General features: G+C 54.3%; 16 protein-coding genes. 4 read left to right on the top strand and 12 right to left on the bottom strand.

What is annotated here, in order from left to right; translation table 11 throughout:
- Positions 1-2 precede the first annotated feature (2 nt).
- Complete coding sequence (locus TURPA_RS03200; protein ID WP_014801840.1) at positions 3-497, top strand: hypothetical protein; 495 nt, start codon at positions 3-5, stop codon at positions 495-497.
- A gap of 1 nt (position 498) precedes the next feature.
- Positions 499-1908, top strand: a complete 1410-nt coding sequence (locus TURPA_RS03195; protein ID WP_014801839.1) for a high affinity choline transporter 1 — start codon at positions 499-501, stop codon at positions 1906-1908.
- Positions 1909-2115: 207 nt separating this feature from the next.
- Here the strand turns inward: TURPA_RS03195 and TURPA_RS03190 are convergent, their stop codons facing one another.
- The 9 genes from TURPA_RS03190 to TURPA_RS03150 all read right to left on the bottom strand — a co-directional run bounded on the left by TURPA_RS03190 (position 2116) and on the right by TURPA_RS03150 (position 10657).
- The gene (locus TURPA_RS03190) at positions 2116-2643 is read right to left on the bottom strand and encodes a hypothetical protein (protein ID WP_014801838.1); all 528 of its coding nucleotides are present in this window, start codon (positions 2641-2643) and stop codon (positions 2116-2118) included.
- Positions 2640-4070, bottom strand: coding sequence for a hypothetical protein (locus TURPA_RS03185; protein WP_014801837.1), 1431 nt, complete (start codon positions 4068-4070; stop codon positions 2640-2642). Before TURPA_RS03185 ends, TURPA_RS03190 begins: the two co-directional genes overlap by 4 nt.
- 2 nt (positions 4071-4072) lie before the next feature.
- Complete coding sequence (locus TURPA_RS03180; protein ID WP_014801836.1) at positions 4073-5431, bottom strand: tetratricopeptide repeat protein; 1359 nt, start codon at positions 5429-5431, stop codon at positions 4073-4075.
- Positions 5432-5815, bottom strand: coding sequence for a hypothetical protein (locus TURPA_RS03175; RefSeq protein ID WP_014801835.1), 384 nt, complete (start codon positions 5813-5815; stop codon positions 5432-5434).
- A 93-nt stretch (positions 5816-5908) separates the two neighbouring features.
- Positions 5909-7408 carry a glycosyltransferase family protein gene (locus tag TURPA_RS03170; protein ID WP_014801834.1) on the bottom strand — a complete coding sequence of 500 codons (1500 nt, stop codon included), beginning with the start codon at positions 7406-7408 and terminating at the stop codon, positions 5909-5911.
- Between the two features lie 14 nt (positions 7409-7422).
- Positions 7423-8031: a methionine biosynthesis protein MetW gene (metW, locus tag TURPA_RS03165; RefSeq protein ID WP_014801833.1), complete on the bottom strand. Its 609-nt coding sequence runs from the start codon at positions 8029-8031 to the stop codon at positions 7423-7425.
- Between the two features lie 14 nt (positions 8032-8045).
- Entirely contained in the window at positions 8046-9176 is a 1131-nt protein-coding gene (gene metX / locus TURPA_RS03160) for a homoserine O-acetyltransferase MetX (protein WP_014801832.1), read from the bottom strand.
- A gap of 41 nt (positions 9177-9217) precedes the next feature.
- Positions 9218-10009 (bottom strand): hypothetical protein, encoded by a 792-nt coding sequence (locus tag TURPA_RS03155; RefSeq protein WP_014801831.1) that lies wholly within the window; start codon positions 10007-10009, stop codon positions 9218-9220.
- Entirely contained in the window at positions 10010-10657 is a 648-nt protein-coding gene (locus tag TURPA_RS03150; RefSeq protein WP_014801830.1) for a hypothetical protein, read from the bottom strand.
- An 82-nt stretch (positions 10658-10739) separates the two neighbouring features.
- Here TURPA_RS03150 and TURPA_RS03145 point away from each other — a divergent pair, with 82 nt between their 5' ends.
- Positions 10740-11075 carry an STAS domain-containing protein gene (locus tag TURPA_RS03145; RefSeq protein WP_014801829.1) on the top strand — a complete coding sequence of 112 codons (336 nt, stop codon included), beginning with the start codon at positions 10740-10742 and terminating at the stop codon, positions 11073-11075.
- A gap of 145 nt (positions 11076-11220) precedes the next feature.
- Here TURPA_RS03145 and purB read toward each other — a convergent pair whose 3' ends face one another.
- The 3 genes from purB to TURPA_RS03130 form a co-directional block, all read right to left on the bottom strand.
- On the bottom strand, positions 11221-12525 hold the full coding sequence (gene purB / locus TURPA_RS03140; RefSeq protein ID WP_014801828.1) for an adenylosuccinate lyase: 1305 nt from the start codon (positions 12523-12525) through the stop codon (positions 11221-11223).
- A gap of 77 nt (positions 12526-12602) precedes the next feature.
- Complete coding sequence (locus tag TURPA_RS03135) at positions 12603-13601, bottom strand: fatty acid desaturase (RefSeq protein ID WP_014801827.1); 999 nt, start codon at positions 13599-13601, stop codon at positions 12603-12605.
- Between the two features lie 69 nt (positions 13602-13670).
- Positions 13671-14618 carry a hypothetical protein gene (locus TURPA_RS03130; RefSeq protein WP_014801826.1) on the bottom strand — a complete coding sequence of 316 codons (948 nt, stop codon included), beginning with the start codon at positions 14616-14618 and terminating at the stop codon, positions 13671-13673.
- Between the two features lie 133 nt (positions 14619-14751).
- Between TURPA_RS03130 and TURPA_RS03125 the strand changes: the two genes are divergently transcribed.
- Positions 14752-15813, top strand: a complete 1062-nt coding sequence (locus TURPA_RS03125) for a hypothetical protein (RefSeq protein ID WP_014801825.1) — start codon at positions 14752-14754, stop codon at positions 15811-15813.
- Position 15814: the final 1 nt, after the last annotated feature.

Below are 15814 nucleotides of genomic sequence, written 5' to 3'. Positions count from 1 at the left end.
GCATGCCATCTGCAAGGCTCACCGACACCGAAGCGCTCATTGCCGAGTTCAAATCGTACGAGACGCACGAACTCGAGAATCTGTTTTCGAATACCGATGCCTCGCTGCGGCTTGAGCCAGGCAGTTATCGCGGTACTTGGCTGAAACGCATCGAGCATTCGGGTTCATATAAACCCTTTAACCTCGTGTCGCAATGGCTGCTCTTTGAGGTCACTCCATTTGGTATCACCTTTCATGCCGACGGCACAGGTATCTGGTATTTTTTTCACCCCACATTCGCGGCCGGCGAGTTCAGGCTCACCGAAGAGAAATCGCAGTGGCGCAACACTGACGCGCTGACGCTGCGCTACGACCAGGCGAGCCTGCCTGGTTTTGTGCGTGCATTGCTCTACGATGAGATCAAGCCGCTCAGCAACCTGCACGCGATCGGTATTGGCGGTTTCAACGAGCCGACAGGCGAGGGAGATAACTTCTTTTTTCTGCTGACACCGGCTTAACGTGCTTGTCGGCGGGGTCATATCTTATCTTGCACTGACGCTCTTCATTGGCGTTTGGGCTGCGCGCCGCGTGAAGAACGAGCGCGACTTCGCTCTGGCGGGCAAGAATCTGCCGTTCTTCATGGCGACGTCGACCGTATTCGCAACCTGGTTCGGTTCTGAAACAATTCTCGCCTCGTCGGCAAACTTTGTGCGCGACGGGTTCTATGGCGTCATCGAAGAACCGTTCGGCGCGGCGCTCTGCCTCATTATCGTCGGCGCGGTGTTCGCCCGCAGGCTCTACGCAATGAACCTGACAACGTTCAGCGACTTTTACCGTGTTCGTTTCGGTGTCACCGCCGAAGTTGTATCTTCGGTCTTACTCTCGTTCTCGTACATCAGTTGGGTCGCCGCGCAGTTTCTGGCACTGGGCATCGTCTTGCACACGATCACTGGCGCATCGCTCGAAGTTTCTGTCGTGATCATGGCGGCGCTCGTCGCGCTCTACACCACGATGGGTGGCATGTGGGCTGTTTCGATGACTGACACTCTGCAGATGACAATCATTGTTCTGGGCCTGACTGCCGTGTTTTTTATTCTCAGCGATCAGGCCGGCGGATTCAGCAACGTACTCGCCAAAGCGCCGCCGACGCACTTTTCGCTCTTGCCGCAGGGCAAAATCAACTGGCTTCACTACATTTCGCTGTGGTGTGTGCTGGGCCTCGGGTCTGTGCCCGGGCAAGATGTCTTTCAGCGCATTATGGCTTCGCGCAGCGCGTCTGTCGCCGCGACGTCTTCGATCGTCGCCGGGTTTCTTTACCTGACGGTCGCCATGATTCCGCTTTTTCTCGGGCTGACCGCGGTCAAACTTCTGGCACCGGCCGAGTTACCGAGGGACATGCAGTTCTTGCTACCGCAGCTGATCTTGAGCAAGACCCCGGTCTGGGTGCAGATCATCTTCTTCGGCGCGCTCGTTTCGGCGATACTCAGCACCGCGAGCGGTGCGCTGCTCGCACCATCTGTTCTGGTCAGCGAAAACCTGCTCAGAAAAATCGTGCGCGACCCGCAAAAAACGCTGTTGCTCGCACGAGTGAGCACGGTGCTCATCGCGCTTTGGGCGCTGCAGATGGCGCTCGCACACCGCCACATTCATGGGCTCGTGACCGAGTCGTCGTCTATCGGCCTTGTCGCGCTGCTCGTGCCGTTTCTCGTCGGCTTCTGGCGTCAACAGTCGTCGGCTGCGGTTGCAGTCATCAGCATGATCAGTGGATTCACAGCCTGGCAACTCTGGGCAACTTTCGCCAAAACTCAGGGATTCAGCACCGACATCTATCCGGCTGTTATGGTGGGGCTTGTCGCAAGTGCGGTACCCTATGCGGCCTATTTCAGCTATGTTTTCATAGTTAAGAAGATTTACAATAAACTCGCGTAGGCGGTAAGAGTAGATCTTCAGAGCAGACTCCGGAAAACCCCTGAAAAAGCGAAAAGCCACCGAAGCTGAGACCCGAAGACGGGTCACGTCGTTTGCAAGAGCAAACGACTGCTAAAGCGCGTCGTCGCTTGATGGGCAAGCGACTTTGCTGCTTTTCGCTTTTTCGGTTCCGGGAGTCTGCTAACGGTTTCCTTTTTCAGGAAACCGTTAGAAAAAATTCATCATGTACCAGCGTTCGCCGCGTTTTCGCAGCACAAGGTTTGCCATGATGCCCATTGGGGGGCGGCCCTTAAAATCGAGCCGCGCTTCGCACTCGGTCGCCGAATAATAGAACAGCCCTACGCGAATTTCGCCGGCCTTGCCGAAGAGGGTGCGGTAACTTCTGATTGTCTCTTCTGGCGAGGTCTTTTTCCAATACGCGTCGTCCCACAGTACGCGGTAGAGCATCGAGTTTTCATCTTCGAGCGCCTGACCGACCTGGGCCTGAGTCACGAATGCCTTGGCGTCAATTATGGCGCCTTCTTGCGCATGCACATATTGCATAAGTTTTGCGGGCTGCTTCTCATAAATGGCGAGCACAATTTCGCTTACGGCCTGCATCAACCTGCCATTTTCAGCAACGGCGTTCTTTTCGTCGCTTGCGCCGATGAAATAATAACCCTGCAGGCTGAATGTCGGCACGCGGCCCGAACACGCCGAAAGAGCCAGGCATACCAGAACGGGCTTGAATTTCATGGCTGCACCTGCTCGAGCACGGCGGCGAGTGCGTTCGGCTTTTGCAGCGTGATGCGTGCAGATTTCAACACCTGGTTGAAACCACTGCGGGCCGCAAGTGTCATCAGGTCGTCGGCAGTTGCGGCGCCAGCCGCGGCGATGCGCGTCAGCCCATGGTTCACGGCCGGTATTACCCCCGCGGGAAATATCGCCAGAGCGCGCAGCTCGGCTGAGCGCGGCAGGCTGACGATCATCGGGTTTGAATTGACTGAAAGCAGCGTGGTGGCGGCGCGCTGCGGCAGAATCGATATTGCCTTGAGAGCAGAGCGCTGGCTGAAAAATGATGAACCAGGATAACGCGCGCTCATTTTCTTTTGCAGCTTGTTCAAAATCTTATCGGCTGCGGTCTCATCTTCACGGGCGTAGTGAAAATAAAGGTTGATTCCCCAGAGAATGTCGAGAGTCATTGGCGAGGTGCGGCGTGCGCCGAGCGTCAGCCTGCGCGCAGACACAAACTGTTCAATGGTTTCTTGCAGAACATTCAGGTGGGGCGCAGGTTCTTGCCACAGAGTCGGGTCGGGCAGGCGTGCAAATTCTTCGTTGAGGTGCGGCTGGTATTTGTCGCGGCCGGGCGCCATGAGTACGGTGTGCAATCCCCCTGAGTGGCGAATGAGGGCTGCGAGTTCTGATTTGTATGAACCATCGGTAATGGCATAATTCTGTTCGGCATTTGCCGACAGCCAGGCGCTCTTCAGCCGACCTGAATAGATGATGACGCTATCGAAATCTGCATCGAGCGTGCCGACGATGCGCGCGAGTTCTGCGTCGCTGAAAGGCCTGAGGCTCGTCGCCTGCATATTGAGGTAGCTGAGGCCATTCGCCAGTTTCAGAATGCATCTCTGCAGGTCGGCTTTGAAAGATGACGGTTTCTGTAGCTGTTCAGTGAGAACCGGCGGTGCTTCTGGCAGGCGCAGCAGGGGAAACACAAATTGGTTTGTGGTATCGAGATCGACGAGCAGCGTTTCGCCTGCACCAGTCGCTTTGACGCGCTGCGCGAGAAATACCGCAAACGATGCAGCAGACATGCCGACGGTTTCAGTCGATACCTGATAGAGGCGGGCCTGTGACAGATTGCCGACGAGCGTGAGGCGTTCGGCGCGTGCAGCCTGCAGGTAGCACCGAAGCAGAGCGCGATTCAGCGCGAGAAAGCCCGCGAGCTGTTCGCTCTTGAGCCACTGGTAACCGGCATATTCGCGGCGATCGATTCGCGTTTCAAGAAAAGGCAGCGCGCCCGCAAGAGCGGTGACGCCGAGCCCGGGTTCGATTTTTGCAGCGACCGCTTCACCTGCAATCTTCTCGGCCTGCCAAGGCAAGGCCTTCAATGCTTCAAGTTCACTAGTTGAAATACCTCTGAGCAGCGAGGCAAATTCTTGTGACGCACCTGCCACGGTTAAATGGCGCGCAGCAGGGCAATCAGCTGCTTGCGGTCATAGAGTTCAATCGGGCGCGATTGAATGAATGCATGCGCCTGGCTCGAGAAATCTGAAGTGCTGATACACGCGCCTTTATTCGCGCCTTTACTGCGCATCTCTTCGTGCAGCTGCCGCACCGTGCGTTCAGGCACGAGGTCGGTCGTGCGCAGAATATAGATCAGACGGTTTGACTTCTTGCTGTTTCGGCGATTGCCTTCTTCTTCAGTTGCGAGAATATGAACTTCTGAATCGTCGACGACATTGAGGTCGACGACCTTAAACGTCATCGCTTCGACGATGGCTCGTGTCTGCGCTTCAAACTTACCCGGCGGCGCGATCATAAAGTCTTTGATTGTATCGTCGGTTCTGAATTCTTCGTAGGCCTTGAGCTTTTCAGCGACATCGCGAAACTTTGGGTTCACATCGGTGATTCTTTCCCAGTTGGCGATCGCCGTGTGAAAGTCACGCTTACGCTCGGCGCAGGCGCCGATTGCATAGCGAAGATTCAGCTCGAGTTCTGAACCTTTGGGTGCAGTCAGTAATCCCTTTTCGAGTTCTACCTGAGCAGTGGGTAACTGGCCTTTTTCCATGAGGCAGAGGCCTTTGGCGAGTAGCGCGCGTCCCTTAAAATTTTCGTCTTTGCTCGCGAGTTCGAATTCTTTCACCGCCCAGTCATAATCTTTCTGGTTCTTGAGGCACATGCCGAGGTAATAGTGCGCTCCGTGCAGGTTGCCGTTCAGTTTGACGGCTTCGGTGAGCGCCATTTTGGCGTCGTTCACGTTGCCGAAATTATATTCGATAATGCCGATGTGATGAAACGAATCGGCGTGTGTCGGTTTGAGTTTCGCCGATTGTTTGAAATAGGGCAGCGCCTTGTCGTTGAGCCCGGCGGTTTCGAACAGTACACCCACCTGGTAAAAGTTTTCGTTGTTGGTACCGTCGAGGCGCGTGAGAATTAGGTACTCTTTTTTTGCCTCGTCGTAGTTGCGGTTCGTCATGTAGATCTTCGCAAGGCGAGATCGCACCGCCGCTTCTTTGACCTGAGCTCCCCATTTACCAATTTTGATCGTCTGTCGGTATTCATTGGCAGCGCCCTGCAAATCGTTTTGTTTCGAATAGGCTTCGCCGAGCAGAAAATGCAAATAGGGGTCGCGTTCGTTTTCTTCGATCATTTTCGTGAGCTTGCTGATCGCAGGGCCTGTGTGCCCCTGCTTGATCATTTCTGCCAGCTCTTCGACGCGCTTGGGCACAAGGTAGGTGCGCACGACATAGTACGCGAAAATGCCGACCACCCCGATGATACCACCGAGCAGTAATACGCTGATCAGGTCATCCATTTACGAGTTCAGTTTTTCGCCGGCAGCGAGACGCTGTTCTTTGAGGCGCTTATTCTCCATTTCGAGTTCTTTGATGCGCGTCATCGCATCGATCAGTTCATCACGGCTCATACGAGAGACATTTTCAGACGCTTCGACCGTCTGTTTGGCACTCTTGAGTTCTTCAACTGTAAGACCCGAGAGTTTTTCGGTCGCCCTTTGCTCTTCGCGCACCTGCAGCAGCTCGACACGGCTGTATTCGATAATACGCTCGTACATCGCAACCATTTGCTCGAGCTGGCTGATTTCTTCGTCGTTCAGCCTCACCACGGTCTCGTAGCCGCGTAAGGTCTGGCGCAGCGACGCGTTTTCTTTCTTCAGGCTTTCAATTTCAGCAGAATCCATAACCTTAGTCTCGTAAGAGCAAAGTCAATCGGTGCGTCAAGTTTAAGTTAAGCGAATAAGAGGCCTCGCGCCGGTGAGCGCCGCTTCACCCACTTACAGGCGCGTGCACTCGTAAACTGTCGTGTCATTGCGGCGAAAGTTCATCGCAGGGTTCAGCTTAATCGAAATGCGCTCGAGAAAATCGGGTTTGAAGGCCTTTGCCAGCCGGCACGAGATGCCCTTCTGTTTGAGTCGCTGTTTTTCCGCTTCGGTGAAATACAAAAAGCGGTAGACGCTGAATCTGGGCCAGTTTTTTTCCAGGGCGGATTTTTCAAGTTCTGCGAGCGTAGGCACAAATTCGGGTGAGGGTCTTTTTAACCCATAATATCCCCAACGCCATGGGTCGATGCCATACACGATCTGCGGCGGCTTGAGGCTGCCGGCGTAGATCGCGCCGTCGACCCCCGCACGCTGCAGCATCGTGAGCGCCACCGGCGCTATAAAAAGTGTGTTTAAGGTAAAAAGTAAAATGACAGCAATGCGCATGAAGCGCCGGTCGGCATATGCTTCGATGCCCGCAAAGAGCCACAGCATCATGATCGGCACCACCGGAATCACATAACGTTCGAGCTTGAAGGCAATCGCCGAATGCGAAACCAAAAACGCGAGAAACAGCACTGTCGGTCCCATGAACCGGCGTGCAGCCTTGAGCATCGGCCACCAGAATACAAATGCCAACACCGGAATCGGAAAAAGCAGAATGATGCCGAGGTACATATGCCACGGCATGCTGCCATAACTCTGCGTCGCAATGTGTGCGTCGAAATTATACTTCACAAACTCGAGTGCGGTGCTGAACGGCATTTTACCGTTCAGTAGTTCGAGCAAAGACATGAGCACAGCAGTCATCGCGCCACCGATGCCGAATTGCAGCAGCCCCCTGAGTCGCCCGCCTTTGGGCAGTGCAAACACCAGATAGCCGCCGAGTGCAAAGTACAGAGGCGCCAGGGAAAAGCGAAAGAAAATTGCGAACGAGAGAAAAAAACCGCACCACACGAGCGGCGCGCGAAGAAAAGATAGATCCTCATCGCGAAATTCGCCCGCAGTTCGGTGCGTTGCCCGCAGCAGATACAAAACCGCAAATGTAAGGCAGATATAAGAAGGCCCTGCGATATCGGCGCTGTTGGTAAATAGCGGGGCAATCGCCCAGGTCGCTGCAAAGAGCGTCATCATTCGCTGAGCTGCAGGCTTGAGCACGAGGGAGCCGATGCGGTGCATTGCAACTATCTGCAGCAGCGAAATGATGCCCATGATAAAATAGGCGCAGCTGACGAGATAGTCGGCGCGTTTGACACCTATCAGATAGAGCGGCTTCATGAACCACGCAAATGCGTAGGGCAGAATTTCAAAGCGCAGCGCAGGTATCTCGGGCTTTTCGCCGAGCATCAAGTAACGCAATGCCGGTTCGATGACATTCAGGTAGTCGTCGACCGCAAACGGCCCGTAGTTACTATATGCCGCGACACTGCGAATGATGAAGGCAAGCCCCAGAGCGAGAGCCAGCGTGTGGTTTTCGTAAAGACTTTTTATGGTATTTGCGATTCGGCTTAGCATGAAGTTTCGGCTAATCAGCGCGTGATCATGAAGATGCCCCACTGCGCGAGCAGGTTAGGGCGCAGGCTGATTTCTTTCTGGTTTCTCACATAACGCTCGCTGATAATGCGGTATTTGCGTTTGCGGCAATATTCTTTAAAATCGTCAATCGTCAGCAGATGTAAATTTGGGCTTTCGTACCAGGCGAAGGGCAATGACGGTGTCACGGGTGTTCGGCCAGAAAAGAAAAACTGCAGCCGTGCCTTGTAATAGGCAAAATTCGGAAAACCCACAATCAGGCGGCGACCGACGCGCAGCGCATCTTTAATCACATCATCGGGGTAACGCAGCTCTTGTAATGCATTGTTCAAAATCACGTAATCGAACGAATTGTCCTTAAAATCCGTGAGGCCGCTGTCGAGGTCGCCTAAGAGCACGTTAATACCCCGCTCGACGGACTGCACAATCTGGTCATGGTCGATTTCGATGCCTTGCGATCGCGTTGCCAGATTCTTGTTGAGCAGATAGAGCAGTTCGCCATCGCCGCAACCCATGTCGAGCACCCGGCTCTTGGGCTCGACCAACGTCAAGATGATGCGGTAGTCGATGCGCTCTGTCTGCAGCTCTTGAATGGGGATTTCCATAAGTTCTGTCTGATTCAGCTGATCTGCTCGTCGACGCGTGTCAAGAAATGCCGCACGAGCTGCGATTGTTTTTCGGTTTCGACCAAAAACGAGTCGTGGCCATAATTGGCTTCTATCTCTATATAAGACACGGGCACACCGGCGACCTTACACGCTGACACGATGTCGAGCGACTGGTAAGCCGGGTACAGCCAGTCCGACTTGAACGCCAGAACCAGCAGCTTGGCTTCAAGCTCGTAAAATTTTTCACTCAGGTGCCTGCCGTCCGATACGTCGAAAAGATCCATCGCTTTGCTGATATAGAGGTAAGAGTTGGCGTCGAAGCGGCGAACGAAAAAATCGCCCCGGTTTCTCAGGTAGCCTTCGACCTCAAAGTCGGCGTGAAACTTGGTGGTATCCTGGTCAGATTTCTGGCGGCGACCGAACTTTTCTGCCATTGACTTTTCGCTCATGTAAGTAATGTGGCCGACCATGCGCGCTACCGACAGGCCCGCTTTGGGTATTTCAACGCCGTAATAGTTGCCGCTGTTCCACTTTGGGTCGGCCATGATTGCCTGCCTGCCGACCTCATTGAACGCAATTTGCTGCGGCGAATGGCGCGCCGTGGTTGCGATCGGTATCGCCGATTTCATCGCGTGGGGGTAACTCACCAGCCACTGCAAAACCTGCATACCGCCCATTGATCCGCCGGCGACGCTGTAGAGTTTTTCGATGCCGAGATGCTCGGTGAGACGCTTCTGCGCGCCGACCATGTCTTTGATCGTGATTTGCGGAAAATCGAGCGCGTACTCTTTGCCCGTTTCGGGGTTAATCGACGAAGGGCCGGTTGAGCCAGCGCAGCCGCCCAGCACGTTTGAGCAGATCACAAAAAAACGATTGGTGTCGAAGGCCTTGCCCGGGCCGATCATTTTGTCCCACCAGCCGGGGCGGGTTTCATTCTCATGATAAAACGCGGCGTGCGCGTCGCCCGAGAATGCATGTTCGATCAGAATCGCATTCGACTTGTCGCTGTTCAGTTTGCCATAGGTCTCATACGCAATGTTGACCTCGGCGAGACGATCGCCGTTCTCAAGCGCAAAATCGCTGAACGAAAAGTTCTGCGGTGCGACAACAATTCGTGTCTGTGGCGAAAGTTCGTTACTCACTAAGCTGAGCGGTGAGACAAAGACATGTTACAGGTTGTCATTCAAAACTTTGCGCGGCGCGTTACCGAGAGCACGCCCAAAACCTGCGTGACTGTGAGCGCAAAAATGCTCAGCGTATAGAGCAGGTACATCTGGTCTACCTGGCCTGCAAAAAGCGGCAGCGCGATTTCGGCGACCAACGGTACAAAGATGAGCACCAGCACGAGCGGCAACAGATCAAACACAGCGTAGCGGCGCACGTCGTACGTGAATAGGTCGAAGAGCGCGAGCTTGATGCAATAGAAGCTGAAGAAGCCGCCGAGAACGAGCCCGCCGGCGTTGGCGATGCGCATCACCGTAATGTTCTCTGAAAAATTCGCCACGACAAAGTAACCGATGATCAGCGCCGGTATCGTGTAGAGTAAAGAGGGAATAAAATAAAACCACTTCGCATGCCGGCGCTTGCCATTGATGCGGTCGGCGCTGATCTTGACGCCCCAGATGCCAATGACGGCAAAGAGGCCGATGCCGACAGCGAACAGGGCAAAAATCAGAGTCACGCTGCCGATGAGATAGGGCAATACGATCAGCGGCGCGGCAAAGCTGGGCCAGACGAAAAGCAGCATCGCCCAATCCATCACGTCGCCATATTGTTTGACAGCAGGGTCAGTCGGTGCCGGCGGACGGGGTATCAGATAGCCTGAAAGCTTCAGTGAAACGGCCATGACGACGATGCCGATGTACGTGGTGATCGCCACCGCACCGAGTGAGTCTTTGTTGAGCGCGACGAGAATATAACCAATGACTGCCATTGCGGCGGCATTGCCGAGAATAAAAGCCTGAGCTTTCAGCATCTAGCGTATGCGAACGCCCATGTTGAGCGCATTGTTCATTTTTTTACCGGCAAATTTCTTCGCCGCAAGCACGCGGTCGTCGAGGTCGCGAATCGCCCGAAGCAGCCCGTCGATATAGATCGCGAGCAGTTTGGCGCGGTCGGTAGAGCTCATGTTCACGAGAACCTCAGATTTCGAAACGTCGCCTTCGGCGTGGTAATAGAGGTTGATATGGCCGTAACTGGTCTTTTTGATGTCGTCGTTCTTGATAGACCGTTTGTGAATAAACTGCCGGCGCAGTGCCGCCTCTTCGTATTTCAATTCAATCGCGACAACGTTGCTGCCCGCCATTTTCATGATGACTTCTTCAAGAACGACCGGGTTGTCCCTGTCGCCCGCTGTACGCATGCCGCCGCGTTGCAGAACGATGCGAAACTCGTCGGATGGCCCGGTGTTCTGGGGTTTGTCGCCCTTCACTTTGGCCTGTTCGGCATTCTTGCGCTTCTGGTCTTCGTCTGCCTTGAAGCGGCTCACCAGCTCATTCAGCTTCAAATGCAGTTCATCGACAGTCGGGTGGCTGAGATCGCCTGTCCCGTTCATCTGCGCGTGTGCGATGCCAAATGGCAAGCATAGGGTCAGCAGAAACAAAATAAATGCTTGGCGTCTCATGGTACTCTATTATCGACGTGACAGATGCATATATGTAGTGTAAACGATATTTGCATCGCATTGCTGAGTTAGGGGAAATGGAATGGATATAAAGCTGCACGAAAAACAGGGATATTATGTCGTCTACCTCAAGGGCAGCCTCGATATGTACACTTCTGTCGAGCTCAAGAGTCAGACAGACTCGATTCCCCTGAAAACCGGCGAAAAAGTCATTCTGCAGCTGAATGATGTGAGCTATATCGACTCGAGCGGTATTGGCGTACTGATCAAGATCGTGAACGCGGTGCAGGCACAGAGCGGCACGGTGCATCTGACCGGCATTAAACCGATGATCGAAAAGATCTTCAAGGTCGCCGGCTTAATGAACTTCTTTTCTTTTATCACCGAAGACGAGTTTAAGACAAAATATCCGGTCTGATTCGTTCGAGAAGCGGGCTCACCCTTCGACAAGCTCAGGGTGACAACCTCGGTCCTTTTAGGCCAGCCGAAAGCACAACCGGAAACACATAGAACCTGCCTTATCGTCACCCTGAGCCTGTCGAAGGGCGACGATTTCGAAGAAACTAATTTGGGTTCGCGACCCTTGCAAAAATCGTATCGACATGCGCCAGAAACGATCTGGCATCGAAAACATTATCCCATTCAGCCTTGGGTATTGCTTTCAGAGCTTCATGCGCTTCTAACCGTGAGCGCAGGTTGCCCGAACCGGGGTTTTCCCAGGTTGCCATCGCCGCCGACTGCACGATTGCATAGGCATCTTCACGGCTCATGGCCGTCTGCGCGGTGACGGTGAGCAATGCGCGCGAAGAAAATAACAGGCCATGCGTCGCGTCGAGCACGCGCTCGATGTTTTTGGGGTGAACCTGCAGATTCTCGATGACAAACTTCGACCTGAGCAGCATATATTCGATGAGCGCTGTCGCATCGGGCAAGATGACACGTTCGGCTCCCGAATGCGAAATATCGCGTTCGTGCCAGAGTGGTATGTTGAATTCTGCAGTGGTTGCATAACCCGAAAGCACACGCGCGAGGCCGCAGATGCGCTCGGCGAGAATAGGGTTGCGCTTATGCGGCATCGCGCTCGAACCTTTTTGCCCCTTTTGAAAAGGTTCTTCAACCTCACGGCCTTCGGTTCGCTGTAGCAGGCGAATCTCTTGCATCAGGCGGTAAAGCGCCTGGCCCGTCAGCGCAATCGCCTGCAGAAAGTATGCATGGCGATCACGGGGGATAACCTGTGTGCTGACGGTTTCTGGCTTCAGGCCAAATTTGCCGAGCACATACGCCTCAAGTTCGGGCGGCATCTGCGAGTACGTGCCCACCGCGCCCGAAATTTTTCCGTAGCGGCAGTCTTCGATGGCGTGCGCGAGGCGTGCATCGGCGCGGCTCAGTTCAGCGTAATGCCCCAAAAACTTCAGCCCCAGAGTCGTCGGCTCGGCATGGACCCCATGCGTGCGGCCGGCAACCACAAGATCTTTGTGGTCTACAGAGATTTTGTAGAGCGACTGCAAAAGCCCGCGCATTGCTTTGCGAATCAATTCGCCCGCTTCGACAATCAGCAGCATCTGCGCCGTGTCGCCGACATCAGAAGATGTCAGACCAAAGTGCACGTGCCGCGAAGCTGGCCCAATATTTTCAGCGAGCGCCGTCAAGAAGGCAATCACATCGTGATGAATTTCCGCTTCGATTTCGTTGATGCGTTCAACAGTAAAGGTAGATTTTGTGCGAATATCGTTCAGCTCGGCGTCGGTGATGTTTCCCTTCGTGTGCCAGTATTCACATGCCGCAATTTCAATATCGCGCCAGACTTCAAATTTGCGCTGCAGCGACCAAAGGCGGCGAATTTCGGGAGTGGAGTAGCGGTCGATCATAGTCTTTGGCCTACGGTGTTCGCTTCGAGCGCCTCAGCGAACGCGGCAGGCGCAGCCTGAGGTGCTCGAAGGCTGCCTCACGCATTCGCAATTCTTACATCAGGAATAACTTCATCATCCAAGCCCACGCCGCCGCGTTCTTTGCGTACGACGCGGTTGGCGAGAGACATGTTTTTGTCGAAGATGAACTTCAGAACGAGTGCGCCCCATGAGGTGTGGTACTTGATGTTATTGTAGAACTCAGGCGCGGCAGCACGAATCTGCGGCAGGTAGTTCCATGCCGCAGACGGAAAGTCGTGGTGCTCGTTGTGGTACCCGACGTGGCAAGAGACGAGCGAGAGCGGGCCGTAGTAGCTGTAGGTCTCTTGTGGTTCGGCGACCATGTAGTGTTCTTGAATCAACCTGCCGCCGACGATCGAAAGACCGAAGCCGAACCAGAACGACGCGGCGACGTAAAGAAACGCCATGGGGCCCATGAAATAGAAAACAAGAAAATCCGTCGCAAAGGTGGTGACCCAGTTTGCGAGCACCCAGCCGTCAAAAAAGGCAACTTCGCGCACACGCATCGTGCGCAGCGTTTGAATGAGGGGGTAAAAAGCGAGCCATAGCATTTTACGGTACCAGATATTCTTTACGGCCTTTACCTCCCATAACGCCGGTAAATCCGCATCGAGTTCATAGACACCCTGAAACGCATGGTGCTTCATGTGGTATTTTTTGAATGAGACGTAAGACGGCACGAGCATCGGGGCATTGACAATGAGGCCAAAAACGTCGTTCCAGAATTTGCCGCGAAAGATGAGGCCGTGCGAGGCGTCGTGCAGCAGGCCGATGTAGCTGTGGTTGATGATCGTGCCGACGAGCCATGCTGCGGGCAGAATAATGTACCATTCTTGCTCGCGCAAAAACCAGGCAATGGTGAGCTGCAGCGCGACGGTGAAAAGAATGACGACCGCGCTCCACGGGTTCTTCTTGCCGATGAATTTGCGCATCTCGGGATGCTTTTTCAATATCGCAGCCGTGCGGCCGAGGTGAGGTTCTTGGTTCTTATCGAAGAGAAATTCAGTACGCGCCATGCGTCCTTTTGTGCGTCGCAAACAGGGTGTAAAGTTATTCACCGGCAGCCAGTGGCTGCCGGTGAATTATCAGAAGCTATAGCCTACCGAAAAGACACCGTAAAAATCATGGATAAAGACGTTCTTGTCTACCGCATTCCATATCTTTTCAGAGGCCATTGAATATGTGCCCTGGTAAAATGCAAGCAAGCGCATCTGCCACGTTGGGCTAAATCGGAAAGTCACGCCACCGCCGAGGCGTGCAGTAGGGCCCTGAACAGTGATGTCGGTCGGTCCGGGATATGCTACGGGCACGGGTGTCAGCTTAGTTCGGTAATCGACATAAGTTGCCAGAGGCCGGTAGTTTCCGAATTCATAGCCGATTTGACCGATTAGGTCAATGGTGCTGAGCCCGTCTGCCGGGTAGAAGCGCAGCTCTTTTCCGATGAGCGCTGTGTGCCGGTTTGTAATTGTTTGCGAAGACAACTCTTCGCGGTTGTATTTTTGACCATCACCAGTATAGATGCTGTGTGAAGTCGATCGAAACATATACGTAAATAGCGTTGCCCACCGTGCCGAGCCTGCATATTGATAGTTGATGCCAAAGCCGACTGACATCATCGTCTGTTTTGCCTGTTGGCGTGAACCGTCTGAGTAGACCTTATAGATGCCCAACGCGTCTACGAACTTTTCCTCTTCAGAGTAAAAGCCGCCGCTCGAGCTGCCGACGATGCCGTCGATGATAATCGAGTGCGTCAGTGGCTTTTCTGCTGTCGCCGTTGCTTCTGCTGTCTGTGTTGTCTCGGGACCTTTTAGGGCTGGCGACACCCACACGAGCTCGCCGTTATCATCAAAAATCTGAACAATTTGGTCGCGCGCGATTTTCTTCTCGCCTTTCGCGCGTTTGATGGTGACCGTTTTGTCATCTTGTGCGAGAATAGTACCTTCGATACGCTCTTTGGCAGTTACAACTGTCGCTGCGTGCGTCGCAGTGCAGGCTACCAGAAATATACTCAGCAATTTGTGGTGGGCATGCATGCGTCCGGCTCGAACGGGTGAGACAGGTCGTATAGCTGATTTAGCCAGTTTCGGCAGACTGTTAGTGAACGATAGTTCGCCCCGACCAAGTGGTTGACGGCGTGAAAAAGCCTTAAGTATTATGTCTCATCTCATGGCCTACGCATTCGAGCGCTTTGTCTTCTACCAGGCCTCGGCTGCAGACCGCGAAACGATCAGCGCGATTGCCGTTGTGCACGAGCGCTTAAAGCCAGCGGCCACCGCCTTTTTTCATCACCCATACGAACTCGCCGATCTGCGGCCGCACGACCTGCTTGTCTGTTGCGGCCCGAGCCTCGCCGTCGCCTCGCGCGCCGCGCACGACCAGGGCCACGTGGCAATCTTGCGGCTCGCAGAGTTTCAAACAGCCGCTGAGGTTTTTCTGCAGCTGCAATCCACCGCGGTTTTTGGCGAGGTTGTACTCGCGTTTTTACCCGAGGTCTTGAAACGCCAGGCAATGAGGATCTTTACTCTGTTCGGTTTTAACGCCGTTTCGGTTGATTCGTCGCAGGGCCTCATGAAAGAACTGAAGCATGGCGCAGGGCTTGTCGTCTTCGACCAGGATATGCCCGGCCTCAAGGGCCGCGTCGCCGAAAGTCGCGAGAAAATCTTCTCGCTGCTGCGCGCCGAAAGGCGGCAGCACCGGCAGCTCGCCGTTATCATCATCAAAGACTTTGATCAGGGCAGTCTCTTCGGCGACATGGTCACGATGGCAAAAGACGTTTCAAACGCGATGCTGTCGCCTGTCGAGTTTCTCGAGTTTATACGCAACTACCTGAGCGACTTTCATACCGCGCACGCTACATGGCGCGTGCGGGTCGGCAATGCCACGGGGCTCGCGCACTCAACCTATACAGGCAGGCCTTCGGTCTCGCTGGGTCTCGCCGACGTCAAGAGCGCATTTCAACTCTCGCAAGACAAGGCATACCATGAGTTCGCGCATGCGCGCGAGCAGATGCTCGCAGAAACGCGCGATCTCGCGGCGCGCATGGCCGTGACTGATTGGCTGTTCGACAAGGCGCTCGCACAAGAAGCTGACGCACAGGCAAAGAGCCTCATTATAAAAACGGAAATACCGCGCGTTTTCGCGCCGACGCCCCACACGCCTCAACCGTGGACAGAGAGTCAGACCGAATCTGCCCCCTTTCTGCCCTTGGGAGAAGGCGATGCCCGTTGAG

The organism is Turneriella parva DSM 21527 (assembly GCF_000266885.1).
Lineage (GTDB): Bacteria > Spirochaetota > Leptospiria > Turneriellales > Turneriellaceae > Turneriella > Turneriella parva.
This window is presented reverse-complemented; position numbering and strand designations above follow the sequence as displayed.